This is a genomic window from Occultella aeris, assembly GCF_902703175.1.
GTDB lineage: Bacteria > Actinomycetota > Actinomycetes > Actinomycetales > Beutenbergiaceae > Occultella > Occultella aeris.
Genome location: NZ_CACRYJ010000004.1, coordinates 1 through 22240, shown reverse-complemented (window position 1 = coordinate 22240; position 22240 = coordinate 1). Strand labels below are relative to the sequence as shown.

Below are 22240 nucleotides of genomic sequence, written 5' to 3'. Positions count from 1 at the left end.
ATCGCTACTCGGTGGGTGGCTCGGGGCACTCGATGACCTCGATCGAGTTGCCCGGCGCGAGGCCGAGGTGCGGATGGCTGGCGAACATCTCGACGGCTTGGTCGTGTGACGCCGCGTCGATGATCGCGTAGGCCGTCCTCGAGTCCTCGAACGGCTCGGCTGCGTCCACCGTGAGACGGACCTTTCGGTACAGCGGCGCGCCTGGGTCGAGCAGGGCCGCGCCGAGTCCACTCGCCCAGGCGCCCCAGCGCGCCAGGAAGGCGTCGCTCTCCTCGGGGGTGATCTTCTCGCGTGCTTCGCGCGTTGCCGCACCGTTGAATATCGCCAAGTACTTGCCCATACCCGGCACGCTAGCCCTCCGCGCACGGACGGATCCACAGATCGGCTGGTTGCGGGAGCGGTGCGAGTCGGGAGTCTAGGTAGGTGGACAGACTCCGGGTCTCAGGCGATCGAGACGGGCGACTGCCGTAGCGCTCTGTCGCCCTCGTGCCACAGCGGCGATGCGAGGTACTGATCCAAGGCGAGCGCCGCTGATGCGTGCGGCCAATAATCCGGACGCCGATGGTCGTAGTAGCGAACCTTGGCGTCGCGCCCGACCAGTTCGCGGTATCGCTCTCGAATCATGTCGATGCATGTGGAGATCTCGTCAGGTGTACCCACCTGGCCGCGCACAGTCGTCTCCCCTGGCGCAACAAGGCTCATGATGAGCGGAATCACCCGGCCAAGTTCCTCGGCCCGATGCTGGCGAAGCTCGCGCAAGCCCTCGATGTCATCGTCCGGATAGAGGTCGCGCTGCAACGAGCCCGGGGGCAGCAGTCCTGCCTCGACGGCACGCCGAAGAAGGGCGTCATCCGTGCAGGTTGCTTTGACACACCCGACCTGGCCGCAGTCGCACGGGTACGTGGAGCCTGGGACCACGATGTGCGAGACGAGGCCTCCGGCACCTGGGCCGTCCCACACGAGGTCGCCGCCCCGCATCTGGGCCACTCCGACGGACCGTCCGACCAGAACCGTGAGGACATCGTCGCCGCCGCCACCCCACCAGTAGTGCTCCAGCGCCTGCGCCCGGACGTTCGGCTCGACCCGCACCGGGTGAGGAAGACGCTCACGCAGACCCGCGCGGAGCGCATCGGAGTCGACGTCGGCCACGAGCGGTGGCGGTTGGCGGTGATGGAGCTCGGCCCACGGCGTCGTCATCCCGATGCCGATGACGGCGGCCGTGCCAACCTCCGTCACGATGGCGTCGACAAGTTCGGCGGCCTCCTCGATACGCTCGCGCTGAGTCCCGCCGCTGGCACCGGCCGATCGCCATGTGACGAGGTCGCCGCGCAGCGTGTAGGCACCGCAGGAGGTGCTCTCCGGGTGCAGATGTCCACCCAGGACCAGTCGTTGTGCGGACGGAACGTCGAGTGGGGTGACCGGACGGCCGGCTCCGCGGGGTGCCGGCGGCGCCGACTCCGTGAGCGCACCGAGCGCGAGCAGCTCCGTCACGGTCTTCGTGATCGTTGTGAAACTGACGCCGATGGCGGACGACAGGTCCTTGCGCCCCAGCGGTCCGTCGCGCACGAGCGTGCGCATGATCGCGGACGCAGTCACGTTGCGCTGACGCACCATGAGTCCGGTGCGCTCTATGCCAGGAGCCACCGTTCCAGAATAGGCCAGGCCCTGTCGCTGACGAGGGCAGGTCGCGACGATGTACTCGGTGAACTGCGTCCCTTCGGCCAGGGCGGTCCCGCTGACGGGTGCTGTGCCCTCATCGCGCAGCGACCGCCCTGGCCGTTGCCTCGAGCGCGAGCCGTGTCGCCGCGAGTCCGTCCCGCCCGGTCGGGAGCGCATGCTCCTCACCGTGGAGCGCCGCGGCCAGGTCGGCGTACATCCCCTCGAACGACTTCTCGTGCGCCCAGCCGAGGTCGTGCAAGCCGTCGCTGTCGATGAGCACGAAGTCACGCTCCTCGCGTCGGTAACGGATGACGCCGTCGGTCCCGATGACCTCGTAGGTGAAGGTCGGGAGCCTCGAAGGTGAACGGTGACCGTAGGCGAAGCTGACGTCGACCAGGACACGGGCACCGCCACCCGACAGGTGCGTCGTCACGTGCTCGGGCGCGTCCACTCCGTCGATCTCGTCGAACCAGACGCCGGTCGCGTGGTCGACCTGCAGGTCGCTGCCGAGCCACCAGCGCGCGAGGTCGATCTGGTGCACGCCGCAGTCCACGAGCGGGCCGCCCTCGAGCATCCGTCCGACCCGCCGCTGGTTCACGCCCTTCTGGGCCACTCGGTCCTGGAACGCACCATGGAGGTCCCACAGGAAGACCATCCGCAGGGCGCGCACCTCGCCCACCGCGCCGGTCGCCACGAGGTCGTGGATCCGCTGCGCCACTGGCGAGAATCGATAGTTGAAGGCGACCCACAGCGGGATGCTTGCTGCTTCCATCTGCTCCACCATCGCAACCGATGTCGCCTCGTCCACAGCGATCGGCTTTTCGCACAGCACCGGGACACCGCGCCGGGCCGCCCACCGCACGTTCTGCGCGTGTGCCCCGGCGGGTGAGGTGATGACCAGCGCGTCGAGGTCGGGCATCTCGTCCAGGGAGGTGCAGCGCGCCACCCCCGCCGGTGCCGGCGCCGCCGCGAGTCGATCGGTCGATAGGTCGCACACGCCGACCAGCTCGAGCCGCTCCGCCCTCAGGAGGGCCGGGAGATGTCCGTAGCCGGCGACCTCGCCACACCCCACGAGCCCAACCCGCCTGCGCCGCTCCGTCGTCATGGCCCCACCTCATCACGACGACGACGAGGAGTCGTCGCGCCGCCTGCGCCGAGACGCGGGGAGTTCGTGTTCATCGGTCGGCTACGAGTGCGGGGGTCGCGCTGACTGGCACCGGCACGGGACCGTGGAGCAGGGCGTCGTCCGTCGCGATCATGAACGCGTCCAGCCGCTCGCGCAGGTCGCCAGCCATCTCGGCCGAGCAGGGGTCGTTGACGAGATTGGTCGTTTCCCCTGGGTCGACCACGAGGTCGTACAACTCCTCCTGCGGGCGTGGAGTCAGGTGCGCGTCGCCCATACCCCGGCGTGTGGTCGAGGCCTCGAGGTCGGGAGGCAGGTCGAGGAGTGGGCGCGGCTCGTAGTTGTGGATGTACTTGTGGGAGTCGGTCCGGATGGCCCGGATCGGGTCGTAGCCGGCGTGGTAGGTCTTCTCGAGGAACACCTCGCGACGCGTCGGTGGAGCACCCTCGCGCAGGGTCGCCGCGAAACTGACGCCCTGCACGTCGTCCGGTACCACGACACCCAGCAGATCGAGCAGGGTCGGCACCAGGTCGACGTGGCTCACCAGTCCCGGCTCTCGTCGCGGCCCCGCGTGGCCGAGCCGCGGCGGCATCCGCACCATGAGCGCCACGTGTACGCCCGGGTCGTACAGCGTGCTCTTCGCGCGGGGGAACGGTGCGCCGTGATCGGTGGTGAAGACGACGATCGTGTCCTCGTCGAGCCCGTTGCGCCGAAGGGCGTCCAGGATGATCCCGAGCCCTCGGTCCGCGACGGCGATCGCACCGCCGAATGCGGCGATGTCCTCGCGGGTGTGCTCGTTGTCGGGCAGGTACTCGGGGACGTCGACGGCGTGGGGCGGGTCGGGGGGATACCGCTCGGCCGGCCAGTCCCGGTGCACCTCGAGCATGCCGCAGACCAGCAGGAACGGATCACCTTCGTCCTCTCGTTCGTCGAGCCACCGGCCGGCGGCCTCGGCGACGTCGCCAGCATGGTTGCTCGCGCAGATCGGGTGCTCGTCGAAGCCCAGACGGCCGCGGTCGCGCGACTCGTGCTGGAGGCCGACGAGCACCGTCCGGTACCCGGCGTCGCCGAGGTGCATCGGCAGCGTCCGCTCGTCCTCGCCGTACTCCCAGCCGCGGTGCGTCAGCCCTTGCAGTCCGTTGCTGTGCGGGTAGCGGCCGGTCCACAGCGCCCCGCGTGCCGGGCTGCACAGAGGGCTGGTGCTGAAGCACCGCTCGAACACGGTCGATTGCTCCGCGAGCGTGTCGGCGTGCGGCACGTTCACGTCGTATCCGTAGGCCCGCAGGTGCGTCCCCAGGTCATGCCAGTGCACGACGACGACGTTCGGTCGGCGCATCCGGGCGGTCACCGCACCCGCGCGGTCAGAACTGGAGGGTGCTGACAGGTATGCGGCATGGTCAGGTGTCTCGTCATGTCGAACTCCTTGTCGGGCTCCGTCGGTGACGGCCCGGGTTGCGGTCGTTGGTCAGATCGGGGACAGGTGGCATCAACGGGTCGGCTCTGGACCGTCGGCTTCGCGTTCGTTGCCACGGCCTGCTCACGTGCGGAGAGTCGTGCTCAGCCTTCGCTCTGTTCGTAGGCTTCGGTGAGTTCGTCGCGGATCTGGTCGCCGCCGTCGCGCTTCCATCGCTCGACCGCTTCGGTCCACGCGGAGACCGGCTCACGGCCCTGCAGGATGTCGGTCTCCATGCTGCCGATGGCGCTGCCGATCTGGGACCCCTTGCGGGACTGGGTCTCGCTGAACAACGTCGACGCGGGGTTGGGGATTGCCGTCGGGACCACGGCCGACTGTGCGTCGAACTGAGCCTGCGCTACGTCGGGCTTGCCCGGCACGTAGTTCACCCACGGCCCCTCACCGACGTACTTGAGGCCGAGTTGCGTTTCGCTCTGGCCCTTGTCGTTCAGTACAGGGTCGCCGTCGATGAGCGTGTGGTGCACGCCCTCGAGGCCGTAGTTCTTGAAGATGTGCTCCGCACTGCCGAATGGTGCTGCCAGGTAGTTGAGGACGTCGAGCAGCGCGGCCGCTCGATCTGCCGAGTCAACGCTGACGCCGGTCAGGTTGTGCGTCGCCGGTCCGAGCCAGATGGGCGCGGCACCGCCACCCTCGATCGCCGGTGGCACCACAACACCCAGCCGCATGTCGCCCGCGGTCGGCAGGTTGGCCAGGTTCGGCCAGGCGGCGAACGTGCCCTCGAAGAACCGAGTCGTGCCACCGACGACCCAGGCCTGACGTTGCTGGTTGTCGGACGTGGTGGTGTCCGGGTGCACCAGACCGTCGGCCACCAGCCGACGGCCCTCCGCCAGCGCATCCAGCTGCCGCTCGTCCTCGTTTGCGCTCACGAGCGTGCCGTCATCACCGAGCTCCCAGGTGTTCGCGATTCCGTGAGCCTGGCGGATGAGCTGCATGGGGACGTTCGACAGTGCCCAGGCGTTGCCGCCGGTCAGTTCCTGGAAGATCGCCAGCAGGTCATCCCAGCTGTCCACGTCGCCCTCGATGCCTAGCTCGCTGAGCACATCGTCGCGCCGGTAGAGCGCCGGGCTGCTCTGGGCACCACGTGCGATCGGGACACCGTAGATGCGGCCCTCGTATACGGCAGAGCGCCAGCTCTCGGTGGGGATGTTGGCGAGGAAGGGGTAGTTCTCGATGGCATCGCCGCTGAGCAGATCGGTGAGATCGGCTGCCCGCTCACGCAGCAACGAAGGCAGCCCAGGGACCCCGGAGGGGAAGTAAGTGAACAGGTCGGGTAGCTGGTCGCCTGCGACCGTCGTCTGAAACCGTTCGGTGAAGTCGCCGCTCGGCACCAGCGCGACCGACAGGCCGAACCCGAGACGGTCGTTCAGTTCCTGCCAGAACGCGTTCTGGCCCAGTGGCGGCGATGCCGGCGCGTTGGTCAGGGCGAAGATTGCGACATCCGCTCCGTCGCCGGGTGGTCCGGTCGTCACCGCGGTGGGATTCTCCGGGTACCGCAGCACGGTGTCGCTGACACCGTTCTCGCCCTGGAGGTCGGGCACGAACCCCGTGTACGGGATGTAGGTAGGCAGTTCGACGGCGTCGTTCTCCACCTGCGAGCCGGTGTCGCCCCGGCCTTCGTTACTGCAGCCGGCCAGCCCGAGTGCGGCTAGGGCGCCGATGCCAAGTGAGCCTTGCAGCAGACGCCGTCGGGCGATCTGGGGGTGAGACATACGATTGCTCCTCGTCGAGTCGTGGCCGCCGAGCGGCCGGTGGGGTATTCGGGTGCCCGGTCAGCCCTTGACGGCGCCGGTGAGCATTCCCTTGGCGAAATGTCGCTGGAGGAAGGGGTAGACGATCAGGATCGGGATGATCGAGATGACGAGGATCGCCATCTGCAGCGACGTCTGCGGCGGCAGCGCCGCCTCCGTGCCGAGGTCCTGTGCACCGATCTGGTAGCCGTCCACCACGTAGGTGCGCAGTACCAGCTGCAGCGGCCACTTCGAAGCGTCGGAGATGTAGAGCAGGGCATTGAAGAACGCGTTCCAATAGCCCACGCCATAGAAGAGCCCGACGACCGCCAGCACGGGCCTGGCCAGCGGCAGCCCCATGTAGCGGAAGGTCTGCCACTCGCCAGCACCGTCGATGCGCGCGCTGTCCATGACCTCCTGCGGCAGCCCCACGAAGAAGGCCCGTACCACGATGACATTGAAGGCCGAGACCGCCGTCGGGATGATCAGTGCCCACAGGCTGTCGAGCAGACCGAACTGTTGGACGACCAGGTAACTGGGAATGATGCCGGGGCTGAACAGCAGGCTCACCAGGACCAGAACCAGCAGCTGCCGGTTGCCGATGCTGCCGCGTCGACTGAGCGCCCACCCGAGCATTGCGGTCAGCGTGAGGCTGATGAGCGTGCCCACCCCTGTCACGAACACGCTGACGAGCAGGGCCCGTGTGACCGCGCCGCCGGCAAAGACCGAGCGGTAGGCGGTGAGGTCGATGCCCTCGGGGATCAGCACGAAACCGCCGGCCTGAATGACCTGCGCGGGGGTCGCCAGCGATGTCGAGATGATGCCAAGGAACGGCAGCAGCACCAGCAGGCAGGCGACGCCGAGCACGATCGCCTTGATGACGTTCTCGACAGGCCCGGGACGCGGGACCCCGTCGATGAGAGCACCTCGGCGACGTCGACGGGGCGCCCGGTCGCGCCGGGCATCGGCCGAGCCGGTCTGAGTCGCGGTCATGCCCGATACACCCCTTCCTCGCCGAAGATGTGGGCGACCTTGTTCGCCACCAGCACGAGCACGAGACCCACCAGGCCCTTCACGAGTCCGACGGCGGCGGAGACGCCCCAGGCGCCGCCGAGGATGCCGTTGTTGTACACGTAGGTGTCGAGCACCTGCGCGACACCCAGTCCGACCGCCTGTTGCTGCAGGACGAGTTGCTCGAAGCCGACCGACAGCGAGTCGCCAAGCTTGAGAATGAACAGCAGGATGATGATCGGCCGCATCCCCGGCAGCGTCACATGCCAGATCTGGCGCATGCGAGTGGCGCCGTCCATCGCAGACGCCTCATAGAGCGAACGGTCGATCTGCGAGAGCACCGCGAGGAACAGGATCGTCGCCCAGCCCGTGTCTTTCCAGATGACCTGGGAGGTGATGAGTGCGTAGAAGGTGTCGGGGTTCCCGATGATGTCGATGGTCTCCAGGCCACGCGACCGGATCCAGTTGTTGAGCAGGCCGGCGCCGCCGAGCATCTGCTGGAAGATCGCCACCACGATGACCCAGGAGAGGAAGTGCGGCAGGTACAGCACGGACTGCACGGCCTGCTTCACCCTGTTCGAGACCAGGCTGTTGAGCAGCAGCGCGAGAACGATCGGTGCGGGAAACACGAAGACCGTCTGCAGGGCGGTGATCAAGAGCGTGTTCCGCAGTGCCTGCAGGAACTCGGGATCCCCGTTGAAGAGGACTGAGAAGTTCTCGAAGCCCACCCACAGCGAGCGGCCGATGCCGAGGTAGGGCTGGAAGTCCTGGAACGCGATGACGTTGCCGCCGAGGGCGACGTACTGGAAGACGACGATGACCGCGATCCCAGGCAACGCCAGCAGCAGCACCGTGCGGTCCCGCACGACCCGACGCCACCACGGCGTGCGACGGCGCTGCTGCGAGTTCCCACGGGTCGACTTCGGCGTGGTCTTTCCAGGGCGTTCGATGGTCGCCGTCACGAGGGCACGATCTCGTTGGAATCCCCGGCCGACCTGCCACCTCGGCCGCGGGCCGCACCTGCGATGGAGATCGACCCACTCGACACGAGCAACTGCCGACCGTAGAACGTCCCTGTCCTTCTTTCGGTCACCCTCAGCTCCTTCGGTTGTGACTGACCGGCCGAGAGTCGCAGTGAGAGGAGAGGTTTGTCAAGGGCGTACGATTAATACCAATGAGGACGACGAAGCGCTCCAAGTCGGTTTGGATCAGTGGGTGGGCCCGGCACTCGGAGGGACTCGCGAGCATTCCTGCGGGTTGACCTTGTGGACCCCACGCAGGGTCACGGGTGCTGCGACACGCGGCTCCCCGACGCCGGGGTCAGGACCGGCCCCGTCCTTCGCGTCCACCAGCAGATGATGACGGTGATGATGAGGACTGCGAGGGCCGGCAGCAGTTGGGAGGGCGAGCCGACCCCGGCGGACCGGTCCCCGAGCGCGGCACCGAAGTCGATGCGCAGCAGGATGGCCGCGAGGAAACTGCTGGTGTTGAGGATCGCGTGCAGCACGACCGCTATCTCCAGGCCACCGGTGCGCCACGTGATGATGGCCAGGCAGGTGAACAACGTCAGGTACCACGTGATGATGTAGGGGTCCGTTGAGCCGTGCATGAGGGTGAACAGAACGCTGGTGACGACGATGCCGGCGACGAGCCCGGCGCGGGCGTTCCGGGTCCAGCTCCCGATGACGCGGAAGGCCAGCCCGCGGACCCCGTATTCCTCCCCGGTGGTCTGTAGCGGCGTGAGCAGGATGGTGAGCAGAAACATCGCCACGAGCTCGGCCTGCGACCAGGGCACCTCCTCGGCGGGGAGGAAGAAGGCGACGGTGTTCACGACGAGCCAGGCGGGTCCGAAGACAAGCAGCGCCTTGCCGAAGAGATCGAAGCGGAACCGCGAGGACACGGAGTGCAGGGACGCCCCGGGCACTCCGTAGAGCCATCGCTGCAGAAGCATGCTCCAGGGCAGGAGGAGGCCGAGGCCGATCATGCTGGCCGCGTGGCGCGCCGGGGTGTAGGCCTGCGGATCGTTGCCCAAACGGGTGTCGACGAGTGTCGCGAGCGCGCCGGTGCCGAGGGAGAAGACGACCAGGCCCACGGCGACGAGGAAGATCGCAAGGAGACCTCGGAGGATGCGTCGGTCCTCGCCGGCCAAGACCCGGTGATACTCCACCCCAGCCGAGACCGAGGGCGAGTTCCTGTCGTCCTGTGGGGTGGTGACCAGCCAGGGCGAGGAGGGCGTTGTCGACATGTCGTTCCCTTCCGTTCGGTGCATAGGTGCGTCAGTTGCCGGAGTGCCGGACTGCTCGACCAATACGGTGTATTGCTCTCGCTGACCGTAGCATGGTGACCAATACGGCGTAACGGAGGTCGACGTGGAGTTGCAGCCACCAGAAGGCATCGGCAGCCGGGACAAGATCCTGTGGGCCGCAGCGACGATGCTCGGCGAGGCTCCCGGTGCGATGCTGAGCGTGCGGGCGGTCGCGGCGCGCGCTGGGGTGAGCGCCGGCTCGCTGCAGCATCACTTCCCCACCAAGCGTGCCCTGATGGAGGAGGTGATGGTACTGATCTATGACCTGGTGCTCCCCGAGGACAGCATCCACGACGAGTCGATACCGGCCAGGGACCGGCTCGTCGGGTGCTTGCAACGCATCCTCAACCCGGTCGGCGTCGACCTCGAGCCCCGCGAAGCCTGGCGCCGAACAATGGACCGTTACGCGGCCGACGACTCGTCTGCGGCGGCCGGTGCCGAGTACATCGCCATCGAGCGGGAACTCCGTCGCCGGATCGAGTACTGCCTGGGAATCCTCCGGCGCGAGGGAGCGCTGGCGCCAGGAGACGATGCCCGGCGGGCGAGGGTGTTGCTCACCCTCGTCAATGGGCTCGCGGTCGCACGCGCGCTGCCATCCGAGGACTCGACGCTCGCAACCGAGCTGGAAGTGCTGTACGCAGCGGCGGACGACGTCCTCAGCGGCGCGCCGGCTCGCTCAGCAGACCCACAGCGCTAGTGGTCGCACGGTGCTGGTGCCCGGCTCCGCTGCTGCGCTGGCGCACCTGTGCAGATTGCCGTCAGTCCGTGCCTGAGAGGGTGGCAGGACGACGGATGGACCGAGAAAAATGACCGGCGGGACCCCTACTTCCCGTTGGAGTCCCGCCGGTCTCTGCTTGTGCGCGAGGGGGGAGTTGAACCCCCACGCCCTTTCGGGCACACGGACCTGAACCGTGCGCGTCTGCCTATTCCGCCACTCGCGCGCGCCGCATCACTCAGTGGCACGCCACCTCGATCAGCGTTCCGTAGATTATCACGGCGCACGCACCCTTTCGGCCATGCGTGGGCGCCGTCCGGGCCTGCCTCACCCCGCCATGGCCCTGCGACGTTTACGATCTGGTGTAACGAGTGGGCGTTCGCCTGCATTCGCCGCGTGCCCGCCGGAGGTGCGCAGCGGGTGCCAGTGAGCAACCACACAGTGGGCCGCCGGCCCACCGACACTAGGGAGGAGGTGCGCCATGGGAGTGCTGGACCGTTTCGAGAAGGGTGTCGAACGAGTCGTCAACAACGCGTTCGCGAAGGCGTTCCGGTCCGAGCTGAAGCCGGTGGAGATCGCCAGCGCCATCCGCCGGGACATGGACGATCGCACCGCCGCGCTGTCCCGCGGCCGCACCGTGGTCCCCAACACATTCGTGGTGGAACTCTCGCCGAAGGACTACGACCAGGTCCTGGACTGGGGCGAGGAGGCGATGGCGGACGAGATGATCGCCGCCGCCACGGATCACGCAACGAGCCAGAACTACGTGTTCGTGGGACCGGTGGAGGTCGAGTTCGACCAGTCCGAGGACCTCGAGCCGGGCCGCTTCAAGGTCCGCTCCAGCTCCCGGCGGGGCGCCGTCGCGCCGGCCACCTCGACCGCCACCACACGCCACCCGATCGTGGACATCGATGGCCAACGCTACCTCCTCACCGGCCCAGTGACAGTGATCGGCCGTGGCTCCGAGGCAGACATCATCGTCGACGACTCCGGCGTCTCGCGGCGGCACCTGGAGATCCGGATCACCTCGGACGGCGTGATCGCGACCGACCTCGGCTCCACCAACGGCACGTTCGTCGAGGGGCACCAGGTCGCGGCGGCCACGCTCGTCGACGGCAACACCCTCACCATCGGACGGACCCGCATCCTCTTCTGGACCGGCGCCGACGACGGCGACGGCCGCTGAGGGCCCCTCGTGAGCGAACTGATCGTCACCCTGTTGCGGGTGGGCTACCTGGTGGTGCTCTGGCTGCTCGTGCTCTCCGCGGTGTCCGTGCTGCGTCGAGACATCTTCGGGACCCGCGTGATCGCGCGTGGCTCGGTGCTGACCGGCTCACGCCGGCCGGTGCCCGACGGCGGAGCGAACCAACGCTCCTCGCGCGCCTCTCGTGGGGCTCCGTCGACCATCCGCGTGACCGCGGGGCCGCTGCGCGGCACGACCCTCAAGCTCGGCCAGTCGTCGGTCCTGATCGGCCGCGCGCCGTCGTCCACCCTCGTCCTCGACGACGACTACGCCTCGAACCGGCACGCCCGGATCTTCCCCGAGGACGGTCAGTGGTTCGTCGAGGACCTCGAGTCCCGAAACGGCACGTACCTCGGCGCGCACCGCGTCCACGGTCCGACACCGGTGACGATCGGAACCCCGATCCGGATCGGCCAGACCGTCATCGAACTGCACCGGTAGGCCACGTGACCCTCACCCTCAGATACGTCGCCCGCTCCGATGTGGGTCTGGTCCGCTCCGTGAACCAGGACTCGGGATACGCCGGCCCGCACCTGCTGGTGCTCGCCGACGGCATGGGCGGACCGGCGGGCGGTGACATCGCCTCCTCCGTGGCCGTGGCACACCTGGCGCCGCTGGACGGGGAGGCCCACGGCGGGGACGACCTGGTGGACCAGTTGCGGCGGGCGGTCAGCGCCGCGCACACCGACCTCGTCGAGTACTCCGACGCCAAGCCGGAGCTCGCGGGTCTTGGCACCACCGTGATCGCCCTGCTGCGCTCCGGGCGCAAGCTCGGCATGGTGCACGTCGGCGACTCGCGCGCCTACCTGCTGCGCGACGACGAACTCGTCCAGGTCACCGCCGACCACACGTTCGTGCAGCACCTGGTGGACCTCGGACAGCTCACCCCGGAGGAGGCGGAGCAGCACCCGCACCGGTCGGTGCTGCTGCGCGTCCTGGGTGACGACGCCGCCGAGCCGGAGCTGGACGAGTCCGTGCGGGAGGCCCGCGCCGGGGACCGCTGGCTACTCTGCTCCGACGGCCTCTCCTCCTACGTCTCGGCCGAGACGATCGCCGAGACCGTGCGGTCCATCACGAACCTCGGCGAGTGCGCCGACGCCCTGATCGACCTGGCCCTGCGTGCCGGCGGCCAGGACAACATCACGATCGTGTTGGCCGACGTCGTCGAGACGGACGAACTGCCCGAGAACGCCCCGATGATCGTGGGGGCGGCCGCCGTCGACCGGTCCAAGCCGACCCGCGGCGGCGACAGCGCGGCAGCCCGGGCCGCCGCGCTCACCCGCTCCACCGGGCGGCCCGCCCGGGTGAGCAACGGCCCCGACTCCCCGGCGGACGGCGAGCGCTACCTCGACGAGGACGCCGACGACGACGAACGTGCGGCCGAAGAGGCCGTACTCGCCCTCGAGCCGCCGCGGCGGCGCGCCCTTCGGGTTGGCATCTGGGTCCTGGTCGCGCTCGCCCTGGTCGCAGGTGCGCTCACCCTCGGCTACCGCTGGGCGCAGACCCAGTACTTCGTGGCGCCGAACGCCGATCGGGTCGCGATCTACCAGGGCATCCCGCAGTCCCTCGGCCCGCTCGAACTGTCCCACGTGCACGAGACCACGACGATCGCTCTGGACGACCTGCCCGCGTTCGCCCGGACCCGGGTCGAGGATGTGATCGCGGCGACCTCCCTGGCCGACGCCGAGACGATCGTCGAGGACCTCCGGGCACAGACGACCGAGGAACCCTGATGGCGACCGTCGCCCCGAGCAGGGTCCGCACCGGGCGCGGCGTGGAGATCGCGCTGCTGCTCCTCGCCCTGACGCTCGGCATCGGCGGCTACGCACTGGTCGGCCTGGCCACCGGCGGCGCCCTGCCAGCCGGCTTCGGGGGCTACGCGGCAACGCTCGCCGCCATCGCCGTCGGGCTCCACCTGATCCTGCGCTGGCGCGCCCCCTACGCGGATCCCCTCATCCTGCCGATCGTGATGGCCCTGAACGGCATCGGGCTTGCGATGATCCACCGGATCGACCTGCGCCTGGACGCCCGCGGCCTGACCGCCGGCTTCGGCGACCGCCAGGAACTCTGGACGATCATCGGCGCGGTCTGTGCGGCCGCCGTCCTGATCCTGCTGCGCGATCACCGCACCCTGCGCCGCTACACCTACACCGCGATGGTCGTCGGTCTGGTCCTGCTGGTGCTGCCGATGCTCCCGGGCCTCGGGGTGAACATCAACGGTGCCCAGGTCTGGGTCCGGGTCGGGCCGTTCTCGGTGCAGCCGGCCGAGTTCGCGAAGATCGCGCTCGCGGTGTTCTTCGCCGGCTACCTGGTCACCCACCGGGACGTGCTCACCCTGGCCGGGCCGAAGGTCCTCGGGCTGCAGCTGCCGCGGCTGCGTGACTTCGGGCCGATCGTGCTCGCGTGGGCGGTCAGCATCCTGGTGCTGGTCCGCCAGACGGACCTCGGCAGTTCGCTGCTGTTCTTCGGGCTGTTCGTCGCGATGCTGTACGTGGCCACCGAGCGGTGGAGCTGGATCCTGATCGGGTTGCTCATGTTCGCGGCCGGCGCCGTGCTCGCGGCCAACATCTTCGGGCACGTCGGGGCACGCGTGGACGTGTGGCTGAACGCCCTCGACCCGGAGATCTACAACCGGGACCCCGGCGGCTCGGGGCAAGTCGTCCGCGGCCTGTTCGGGATGGCCAGCGGCGGGTTGTTCGGGACCGGCTGGGGCGAGGGTTATCCGGACCTGGTGCCGTACGCGAACTCCGACTTCATCATGGCCTCGCTCGGCGAGGAACTCGGCCTGACCGGCGTGATGGCGATCCTGATGCTGTACCTGATCCTGATCGAGCGCGGCATCCGGACGGGCATCGGCCTGCGCGACGGGTTCGGCAAGCTGCTCGCCTCCGGTCTGTCCTTCGTGGTGGCCCTGCAGTGCTTCGTCGTGGTGGGCGGCGTGACCCGGCTGATCCCGCTGACCGGGCTGACCATGCCGTTCCTGGCCAGCGGTGGCTCGTCACTGGTGGCGAACTGGATCGTCGTGGCTCTGCTGCTGCGGATGTCCGACGGCGCCCGTCGTCCCGCCGGCGAGGGCGGCGGCGGTCTGGTCTCGACCGAGACCTCCCTCGAGGTCGTGCCCGCAGGCTCCGAACCCCCGGGGGCGGAACAGGACCCGGGCGAGACCGGCGAGTTCGCCTCCGACGATCAGCACACCGAGGTGGTGGAACGACCATGAACTCACCCCTGCGCAAGCTCAGCATCGTGATCGTGGTCATGTTCTTCGCGCTCATGGGCGGCGCGACCTGGGTCCAGTTCTTCCAGGCGAACTCGCTGAACAACGACGCCCGCAACGTACGCACCCTCTATCGCGACTACGGGCACGACCGCGGCCCGATCGTGGTCGACGGCACGTCCGTCGCATACTCGGTGCCGGTCGACGACGCCTTCGGGTTCCAGCGAACCTACGCGAACGGACCGCTGTACGCGCCGGTGACCGGCTACTACGGCATGTACAGCCTGAGCGGCATCGAACAGGCCGCGAACACTGTCCTGAACGGCACCGACGACTCGCTGCTGCTGGCCCGGATCCGGGCCCTGTTCACCGGTGCCGAGCAGCAGGGCGGCACGGTGGAGCTGACGATCGACCCGGTGGTGCAGCAGGCGGCGTGGGACGCCCTGGGTGACAACAACGGTGCGATCGTGGCGCTCGACCCGAACACGGGTGCGATCCTGGCCATGGTGTCCAAGCCGACCTTCGACCCGAACGTCCTCGCCGGGCACACCTCGGCCGAGGTGACCGCGGCGTACCAGGCGCTCCTCGCAGATCCGTCGGACCCACTCTTCAACCGGACCATCGGGGGAAACCTGTATCCCCCCGGGTCCACCTTCAAGCTCATCGACGTGGCGATGGCCCTCGAGTCCGGCGAGTACACGCCCGACTCGCAGGTGCCGGCACCGGCGGAGTTCCTGCTGCCCGGCACGCAGGACACCTACATCCGCAACCCCGGCGGCGGACCGTGCACGGCCGAGGACACGGTCACGCTCACCTACGCGCTTCAGGTCTCCTGCAACACCCCGTTCGCGTCCCTCGGGGTGGAGTTCGGCGCGGACGCACTCACCGCCCAGGCGGAGGCGTTCGGGTTCCGACGTGACCTCGAGGTCCCGCTGAACGTCACGCCGTCGACCGTCGGTGAGGACCTGGACCCGGCGCAGACCGCGATGACGGCGATCGGCCAGTTCGACACCCGGGTCACCCCGCTGCAGATGGCCATGGTCTCCGCCGCTGTCGCGAACGGCGGCGTGATCATGGAGCCGTACCTGGTGGCCGCCGAGCGCGGGCCCAACCTGCAGCTGACCTACAGCGCCTCGCCGCGGGAGTGGGCCACTCCGATGTCCGCCACGACCGCCGCGCAGATGACGGACATGATGGTCAACGTCGTCGAGAACGGCACCGGGCACCCGGCGCAGATCTCCGGCGTGCAGGTGGCCGGCAAGACCGGAACCGCCGAGACCGGATTGGCCGACGACGTCGCCCCGGACGCGTGGTTCACGTCGTTCGCGCCGGCGGACGCACCCGAGGTCGCCGTGGCCGTCGTGGTCGAGGACGGCGGCCAGCTCGGTGACGAGGCCACCGGGGCGCAGGTGGCGGCGCCGATCGCGCGCGCCGTCATCCAGGCGGTGCTGGCGGAATGATCCCCACGGCCGGCCTGGTGCTCGGCGACCGGTACGAACTGGAGTCCCGGATCGCCATCGGCGGCATGGGCGAGGTGTGGGTCGCGCTCGACCGGCACCTGCGCCGCCGCGTGGCCGCGAAGGTCCTGCGGGCCGAGTTCGCCGGGGAGAAGACGTTCCTGGACCGCCTGCGTGCCGAGGCCCGGAACTCGGCGGCCTTGTCGCACCAGAACATCGCCGCCATGTACGACTACGGGGAGCAGAACGGCTCCGGCTACCTGATCATGGAACTCGTGCAGGGCGAGCCGCTCGCGGACCTGTTGGAGCGCGAGCGCACCCTTGAGCCGGCCCAGCTGCTACCGGTCCTGGCCCAGACCGCGCGGGCGCTGCACACCGCCCACATGGCCGGCGTGGTGCACCGGGACGTGAAGCCGTCCAACATACTGATCACACCCGACGGGTACGTGAAGATCACGGACTTCGGGATCTCGCTCGGGTCGAACCAGGCCCCGATGACCGCGGCCGGGATGGTGATGGGCACCGCCCAGTACCTGCCCCCGGAGCAGGCGATGGGCCGTGCCGCCACCGGTGCCGGCGACATCTATGCGCTCGGCGTGGTCGCCTACGAGGCGCTCGTCGGAAAGCGCCCGTTCACCGGTGGCTCGCAGGTGGACATCGCGTTCGCGCACGTGAACCAGCCGGTACCGGCGCTGCCGGACACCGTCGACGCCCGCGTGCGCGACGTCGTCATGGCGATGCTCGAGAAGGACCCCGAGCGACGGCCCCGCAGCGCAGCCTCGCTGGCCCGCTCGCTCGAAGAGCTCGCCGGCCACCTGGACGTCATCATCGAACCGGTCGCCGAGCGGCCGGCCGCGTTGATCACCGAGCCCGACGGCGACTCCTCGCCCCGGTCCGGTGCGCTCACCCAGGTCTGGTTCGCCGAGGAGCCCCGGTCCGACGCCGCACCCGCCGAGGCGGGCGGAGCCGCCGACGCTGACGGCGACGATCACGCCGACCACGACAACACCGCCCGGACGGACCACAACGACGAGACCCACGAGGATCGGGACGACGACGACACCGAGGAGAACTGGGACGGCGACGACACCGACGAGCCGCCGACGCGGCCGCGGTGGCGGCCCCTGTCCCAGGTCGACCCGGCCGCACCCACCACGCCCCCCTCCCCGCTGCCGGCGATCTCCGCAACCGGACCGGCCGCCGTCGCCGGCTCGGTGCCGACCCGGCGCACGCTCCGCACCCGGCAGACCGCCGCGAACCGCCTCGCAATCGGCGTCCACCGCGAGCGCCTGGGCGCGGCACACGCCGCGGGTGGCTTCATCGCCTGGGTCCGCTCCGGATGGTGGTGGGCCGCCGGAATCGTGGCCATGGCTGCGGTGCTGACCGTGGTGGCGCTGTGGCTCGGTAGGCTATGGGAGGCTGACGCGTCCATGGCGATCGCGTCGCCCCTGCTCGCGGCCGCATTGCATCGACCATCCCAGACCAGAGAGTGAAGGAACGCTAAGTGGTAGACGACGTTCCCCGAGTGCTGGCCGGTCGCTACGAGGTCGGCGAGCTGATCGGTCGCGGCGGCATGGCCGAGGTGCACATCGGGCGGGACAACCGCCTCGGGCGCTCGGTCGCGATCAAGATGCTCCGACCGGACCTCGCCCGCGACCCCAGTTTCCACGCCCGGTTCCGCCGTGAGGCCCAGGCCGCCGCCTCGCTCAACCACCCGGCGATCGTCTCCGTCTACGACACGGGTGAGGACCTCAGCACCGGGATCGACGGCGCGGAGGTGCGGATCCCGTTCATCGTGATGGAGTACGTCGAGGGCCACACGGTCCGCGACCTCCTGCGCGACGGTGCCGCGCTGCCCATCGACGAGGCGATCGAGATCACCCAGGGCGTGCTCGCCGCGCTCGAGTACTCCCACCATGCCGGCATCGTGCACCGCGACATCAAGCCCGCGAACGTGATGCTGACGCCGACCGGCGCCGTGAAGGTGATGGACTTCGGCATCGCCCGCGCCATGGCCGACTCGGCTGCCACGATGACCCAGACCCACGCCGTCGTGGGCACCGCGCAGTACCTGTCCCCGGAGCAGGCCCGCGGCGAGGTCGTGGACGCCCGCTCGGACCTGTACTCGACCGGGTGCCTCCTGTTCGAGCTCCTCACCGGCAGGCCGCCGTTCATCGGTGACTCCGCCGTGGCGGTCGCCTACCAGCACGTCAGCGAGGAGCCCCCGACGCCGAGCACGTTCGCGCCGGACGTGCCCGAGTCGCTCGACCGGATCACCATGCTGGCGCTCACCAAGGACCGGGAGCAGCGCTACTCGACCGCCGCACAGTTCCGGGCCGACCTCGAGGCCGCCGCCCGTCAGGAGGCCATCAGCGCGCCGCCGCTCGGCGCGGTGCCGATCGCGGCGGCGGGTGCCACGCAGGTCCTCGGTGCCGCGGCGATCGCCGATCCCGTGCCGGTGGCCGAGCCGGAGGAGGAGCCGGACGACAAGCCCAAGAACAACAAGACGCTGATCTGGATCCTCTCGATCGTGGGTGTCGCCGCCATCATCGGCATCATCCTGCTCGCCCTGAACCGTCCCGAGGAACCGACCGTGCCGACCACGGTGCAGGTCCCGGACCTGACCTCGATGACGCAGGACCAGGCGCGTACCGAGCTCGCGGAGACCGTTGCCTCCGAGGACGGTCCGGGCCTGCAGCTCGTGATCGGCGACCCGGTCACGGACCCGGAGATCCCCGAGGGTGAGGCAGTCTCCTGGACGCCGACCACGGGGACCGCGGTCGACGAGGGCAGCGACGTCACCGTCGTGTTCTCATCCGGCCCCGGGGAGATCGAGATCCCGGATGTGTCCGGGCTCAGCCAGGACCGGGCCCGCCAGGAACTCATCGACGCCGGCTTCAGCGGCGCGAACATCCGAACCACCACCGAGAACAGTCCCGACTTCGGCGCCGACGAGGCGATCCGCACCGATCCCGAGGCCGCCACCATGGCGAATCCGGAGGATGCGATCACGATCGTCCTCGCCACCGGCAACGTGGACCTGCCCTCGCTCGTGGGCCAGGAGCTCGAGGCGGCGCAGAACACCATCACCGAACTCGGCCTGAGCTCGCGGGTCACCAACCAGGAGGATCCGGGCCCGGTCGGCGTGGTCCTCAACCAGGACCGGGAGGGTTCGGTGCCGCAGGGCACCGTCGTGGAGCTCATCGTCTCGATCCCGGAGCCGACCCAGGAGCCGACGACGGACCCGCCCACGACGGACCCGACGACGGAGCCGACCACTCCGGCTGATGGCGAAGAGCCGACCGAGGAGCCGCCCGCCAACCCGTAGTACGGCGGGCTCCGCGGCGCGGGCTCGGGGCGGGCGCGGGCTCAGTGCTGCGTGACCAGCGGGGCCAGGCCCGCGCTGAGGGCGACCGCCTCGCCGTCGCCCGCGAGCGCGAGCCAGTTCGCCAGGAGCCGGTGCCCACCCTCGGTCAGCACGGACTCCGGGTGGAACTGCACCCCGTGCAGGGGCAGGGTGCGGTGCACCAGCCCCATCACGATGCCATTGGCGGTGTGCCCGGTGACCCGGAGGTCGGCGGGCACGGTGTCCGCCTGGACCGCGAGGGAGTGGTAGCGGGTCGCGGTGAACGGGGACGGCAGGGAATCGAAGACACCCGTCCCGTCGTGCTCCACCTCGGAGGTCTTGCCGTGCATGAGTTCCGGTGAGTGGTTGACCACCCCGCCGAACACCTCGCCGAGTGCTTGATGGCCGAGGCACACGCCGAGCATCGGAACCTCCTCGGCCGCGCACCGCTCGATGACCGCCATGCTCTCGCCGGCTTCCTTCGGGGTGCCAGGTCCGGGCGAGACGAGCACGCCGTCGTAGCCGGCGAGCGGGTCAGCCCCGCTGAGGGACTCGTCGTCGTTGCGCACGACGGTGGTCTGCGCACCGAGCTGCTGCAGATAGCCGACGATCGTGTAGACGAAGCTGTCGTAGTTGTCGATGACGAGGATGCGGCTCATCGGCCCTCTCCCACGGTCTGGTCGTTGAACGGCATGTACGGGGCCACGGCGGGGAAGACCCACAGGAACAGCGCGGCCACGACGGCCACGACGAGAACCGTGGACTGGACGACGCGCGCCCACGCTGGGCCGGGCAGGTGGGTGAAGATCCAGCCGTACATCAGGACCCTTCCGGTAGCAGGGCGGCGGGCATGCCGTCGGTGAGCGGGATCCAGTGATCCAGTTGCGCGTGGACGATGTACCGCTCCCGGGTCGACCACAACGGGTGGCAGGTGGTCAGGGTGAGCATCGCGTCGGTGGCGACCGCCGCCGGATCCCCGGGGACCGGTGCGATCACCTCGACCTGCTCGGGCCGGACGATGTCGCTGGTCGTGACGGCGTAGACGTACCAGGCCTGCGCGGTCCGCACGATGATCTGATCGCCGGCCTCAAGGGTGTCGATCGAATAGAACGGCTTGCCGTAGGTCTGTCGGTGCCCGGCAACGGAGAAGTTGCCGATCTGACCGGCCTGCGCGGTCTCCGAGTAGTGACCCACCCGGCCGGCGTCCAGCACGGTGGGGCGATCGACACCCTCGGCAACCGGCTGGGCGTAGTCGAGACCCCAGTCCGGCACGAACAACGTCGCGAACACCTCACCTTCGGCGGCGGCCGCTTCGAGCGGAGGAGAGTCCGTGCGCGGCGTGCCTGCGACCTGGGGCACCGGCGGGAGCGTCTCCTCGAGCTCGGCGACGGCGCTGGCCGCCTGCTGCTCGCCCTCGACGTCGGTCCACCACAGCTGCCACACGACGAACAGCCCGAGCAGGACCCCGGCCGTGATCAGGAGCTCCCCGACACCGCCGAGGATGCGGGAACCGATCGAGGGGCGCCGGCGACGCGCGGCCGGCTGCTCGACCTTGTCCACCGCCGCGGTCGACGGCGGCGCTGCGTTGGTCACTGTGGTCCGTTCGGATCGGAGGTGGGCCCCTCGAGCGTGATCGGGTCCCCACCGGGGATCCTGGCATACCTGGTGCTCAGATTGCCGTCGTCCCCGGGTGCCTCGATCTCATCCTCGGTGGTCACGGAGAACCCCAGCCCGACGGCGTCCACGTACTGGCGGTAGATCCGGACCGCGGAGGAGTCGTCGAGGGCGTCCTCGAGGGCGTCAGCGTCCCCGATCGCGGCGATCCGGTACGGCGGGGAGTAGGTGTCGCCGTCCAGCAGCAGGACGTTCCCCACGCACCGGATCAAAGTGGTGGCGGTGACCCGGTGCCCCTGCACCGTCATCGCCTCGGCGCCGCCCGCCCAGAGCGCGTTGATCACGGCCTCCAGGTCCTGCTGGTGCACCACGAGGTCATCGGGGCTGAACCCCTCCGGGACGTCCTGGACGAGCGGTGAGTCCCAGAGGGAGACCTCCACCCCCGGCCCGGTGACGGCCAACCGCCCCGCCGCGAGCGCCAAGGCGTCGCTCGCGGCTGCCTCCGGCACCTCCGCCGACTGCTCGCCCAGCAGCGCGTCGACCTCCGCCCGCAACTGCGACACCTCGGCGTTCGTCTCCTGCAGTCGGGCCTCCTCGGCCTCGACCAGTTCCGGGAGGTTCTGTGGCTGGCGCTCTGTGTCCTCGGCGAACACCGAGGCGCTGGTGGCGAACATCAGGCCGGCGAGGACCCCTACCAGCGCGACGCCGATCGACCGCCCACGCACGCGCGGCGGCCGCGACGGCAGCGCGGGAGTCCTCATGTGTCCCAGTGTAGGTTGCCCTCCCCATTAGGATTGGGGGCAGTTCACCACCTGAGGAGTCACCATGCCCGAGTCCAGGTCCCGCAAGAAGCCGGCCTACACCCCGCCGCCGGCGTCGAGCGCGGTCAAGCCGAACCCGCGCTGGTGGGCACCCACGATGGTGACCCTGCTGATCGTCGGCCTCGTGTACGTCGTCGTCACCTACCTGATGGAGTCGGCCGGCCCGGTTCCTGGCATCGGAGCCTGGAACCTCGGCATCGGCTTCGCGGTCATGATGGTCGGCTTCGTCATGACGATGCGCTGGCGCTGAGCCGGCACTCCGCACAGCTCCCCCGAGGGGCCGCTTCATCCACCCGGATGACGCGGCCCTTCGCCGTTCTCGCGGCCTGTGGACTCCGCGGTCCGTCCCCAGGTCTGTGCACACCTGTGGAGAACTACACCCGTGTGATTTCCACACCTGTGGAGTCGGCTGTGGAGAACTACAGGCATGTAGTTCCACAGGTGTGAACAACCCTGTGGACAGGCGTTCGACGGTCGTCGAAGGTCGGCTGGCCGGCCCCAACGCACCGTAGCCCCAGAGCCCTGCCCCCG

At 69.4% G+C, this 22240-nt stretch carries 21 protein-coding genes and 1 tRNA gene; 9 read left to right on the top strand and 13 right to left on the bottom strand.

Translation table 11 applies throughout. The annotated features are described in order from the left end of the window. Positions 1 to 4: 4 nt before the first annotated feature. The 8 genes from HALOF300_RS00310 to HALOF300_RS00275 form a co-directional block, all read right to left on the bottom strand. Complete coding sequence (locus HALOF300_RS00310) at positions 5 to 340, bottom strand: YciI family protein (protein WP_156738661.1); 336 nt, start codon at positions 338 to 340, stop codon at positions 5 to 7. A 101-nt stretch (positions 341 to 441) separates the two neighbouring features. Continuing rightward, entirely contained in the window at positions 442 to 1644 is a 1203-nt protein-coding gene (locus HALOF300_RS00305) for an ROK family protein (RefSeq protein WP_197522188.1), read from the bottom strand. Positions 1645 to 1753: 109 nt separating this feature from the next. Then, positions 1754 to 2764 carry a Gfo/Idh/MocA family protein gene (locus tag HALOF300_RS00300; RefSeq protein WP_156738659.1) on the bottom strand — a complete coding sequence of 337 codons (1011 nt, stop codon included), beginning with the start codon at positions 2762 to 2764 and terminating at the stop codon, positions 1754 to 1756. A 70-nt stretch (positions 2765 to 2834) separates the two neighbouring features. Next, positions 2835 to 4118, bottom strand: coding sequence for a sulfatase family protein (locus HALOF300_RS00295; protein WP_156738658.1), 1284 nt, complete (start codon positions 4116 to 4118; stop codon positions 2835 to 2837). 221 nt (positions 4119 to 4339) lie between these two features. After that, positions 4340 to 5965 carry an extracellular solute-binding protein gene (locus HALOF300_RS00290; RefSeq protein WP_156738657.1) on the bottom strand — a complete coding sequence of 542 codons (1626 nt, stop codon included), beginning with the start codon at positions 5963 to 5965 and terminating at the stop codon, positions 4340 to 4342. A gap of 60 nt (positions 5966 to 6025) precedes the next feature. After that, positions 6026 to 6976 (bottom strand): carbohydrate ABC transporter permease, encoded by a 951-nt coding sequence (locus HALOF300_RS00285; RefSeq protein ID WP_156738656.1) that lies wholly within the window; start codon positions 6974 to 6976, stop codon positions 6026 to 6028. After that, complete coding sequence (locus HALOF300_RS00280; RefSeq protein WP_231954933.1) at positions 6973 to 7956, bottom strand: ABC transporter permease; 984 nt, start codon at positions 7954 to 7956, stop codon at positions 6973 to 6975. Before HALOF300_RS00280 ends, HALOF300_RS00285 begins: the two co-directional genes overlap by 4 nt. 320 nt (positions 7957 to 8276) lie before the next feature. Further along, the gene (locus HALOF300_RS00275; protein ID WP_156738655.1) at positions 8277 to 9239 is read right to left on the bottom strand and encodes a CPBP family intramembrane glutamic endopeptidase; all 963 of its coding nucleotides are present in this window, start codon (positions 9237 to 9239) and stop codon (positions 8277 to 8279) included. Positions 9240 to 9363: 124 nt separating this feature from the next. Between HALOF300_RS00275 and HALOF300_RS00270 the strand changes: the two genes are divergently transcribed. Continuing rightward, the gene (locus tag HALOF300_RS00270; RefSeq protein WP_156738654.1) at positions 9364 to 9996 is read left to right on the top strand and encodes a TetR/AcrR family transcriptional regulator; all 633 of its coding nucleotides are present in this window, start codon (positions 9364 to 9366) and stop codon (positions 9994 to 9996) included. Between the two features lie 160 nt (positions 9997 to 10156). Here HALOF300_RS00270 and HALOF300_RS00265 read toward each other — a convergent pair. After that, positions 10157 to 10240: transfer RNA gene (locus HALOF300_RS00265), tRNA-Leu, on the bottom strand. A gap of 255 nt (positions 10241 to 10495) precedes the next feature. Here HALOF300_RS00265 and HALOF300_RS00260 point away from each other — a divergent pair. The 7 genes from HALOF300_RS00260 to pknB are packed head-to-tail and all read left to right on the top strand — an operon-like array spanning position 10496 to position 19256. Continuing rightward, positions 10496 to 11200, top strand: coding sequence for an FhaA domain-containing protein (locus tag HALOF300_RS00260; RefSeq protein ID WP_156738653.1), 705 nt, complete (start codon positions 10496 to 10498; stop codon positions 11198 to 11200). Positions 11201 to 11209: 9 nt separating this feature from the next. Further along, positions 11210 to 11698 (top strand): FHA domain-containing protein FhaB/FipA, encoded by a 489-nt coding sequence (locus HALOF300_RS00255; protein WP_156738652.1) that lies wholly within the window; start codon positions 11210 to 11212, stop codon positions 11696 to 11698. 5 nt (positions 11699 to 11703) lie between these two features. Further along, positions 11704 to 12990 (top strand): PP2C family protein-serine/threonine phosphatase, encoded by a 1287-nt coding sequence (locus HALOF300_RS00250; protein ID WP_156738651.1) that lies wholly within the window; start codon positions 11704 to 11706, stop codon positions 12988 to 12990. After that, a complete protein-coding gene (locus tag HALOF300_RS00245) occupies positions 12990 to 14474 on the top strand; it encodes an FtsW/RodA/SpoVE family cell cycle protein (RefSeq protein ID WP_156738650.1) in 1485 nt (494 codons plus the stop codon). Before HALOF300_RS00250 ends, HALOF300_RS00245 begins: the two co-directional genes overlap by 1 nt. After that, positions 14471 to 15931 (top strand): peptidoglycan D,D-transpeptidase FtsI family protein, encoded by a 1461-nt coding sequence (locus HALOF300_RS00240; protein ID WP_156738649.1) that lies wholly within the window; start codon positions 14471 to 14473, stop codon positions 15929 to 15931. The genes HALOF300_RS00245 and HALOF300_RS00240 overlap by 4 nt, the downstream gene beginning before the upstream one ends. After that, positions 15928 to 17421, top strand: coding sequence for a serine/threonine-protein kinase (locus HALOF300_RS00235; protein WP_156738648.1), 1494 nt, complete (start codon positions 15928 to 15930; stop codon positions 17419 to 17421). The genes HALOF300_RS00240 and HALOF300_RS00235 overlap by 4 nt, the downstream gene beginning before the upstream one ends. An 11-nt stretch (positions 17422 to 17432) precedes the next feature. Further along, on the top strand, positions 17433 to 19256 hold the full coding sequence (gene pknB, locus HALOF300_RS00230) for a Stk1 family PASTA domain-containing Ser/Thr kinase (protein WP_156738647.1): 1824 nt from the start codon (positions 17433 to 17435) through the stop codon (positions 19254 to 19256). A 41-nt stretch (positions 19257 to 19297) separates the two neighbouring features. Here pknB and HALOF300_RS00225 read toward each other — a convergent pair whose 3' ends face one another. Genes HALOF300_RS00225 through HALOF300_RS00215 form a run of 4 tightly spaced genes read right to left on the bottom strand, consistent with a single transcriptional unit; the run spans position 19298 to position 21649 of the window. Next, the gene (locus HALOF300_RS00225; RefSeq protein ID WP_156738646.1) at positions 19298 to 19933 is read right to left on the bottom strand and encodes an aminodeoxychorismate/anthranilate synthase component II; all 636 of its coding nucleotides are present in this window, start codon (positions 19931 to 19933) and stop codon (positions 19298 to 19300) included. Next, a complete protein-coding gene (locus tag HALOF300_RS26820; protein ID WP_197522187.1) occupies positions 19930 to 20094 on the bottom strand; it encodes a hypothetical protein in 165 nt (54 codons plus the stop codon). The genes HALOF300_RS00225 and HALOF300_RS26820 overlap by 4 nt, the downstream gene beginning before the upstream one ends. Then, entirely contained in the window at positions 20094 to 20867 is a 774-nt protein-coding gene (locus HALOF300_RS00220; protein ID WP_156738645.1) for a class E sortase, read from the bottom strand. Before HALOF300_RS00220 ends, HALOF300_RS26820 begins: the two co-directional genes overlap by 1 nt. Further along, positions 20864 to 21649, bottom strand: coding sequence for a DUF881 domain-containing protein (locus HALOF300_RS00215; RefSeq protein WP_156738644.1), 786 nt, complete (start codon positions 21647 to 21649; stop codon positions 20864 to 20866). The genes HALOF300_RS00220 and HALOF300_RS00215 overlap by 4 nt, the downstream gene beginning before the upstream one ends. A 64-nt stretch (positions 21650 to 21713) precedes the next feature. Here HALOF300_RS00215 and HALOF300_RS00210 point away from each other — a divergent pair, with 64 nt between their 5' ends. Next, entirely contained in the window at positions 21714 to 21959 is a 246-nt protein-coding gene (locus HALOF300_RS00210; protein ID WP_154791983.1) for a cell division protein CrgA, read from the top strand. Positions 21960 to 22240 lie beyond the last annotated feature (281 nt).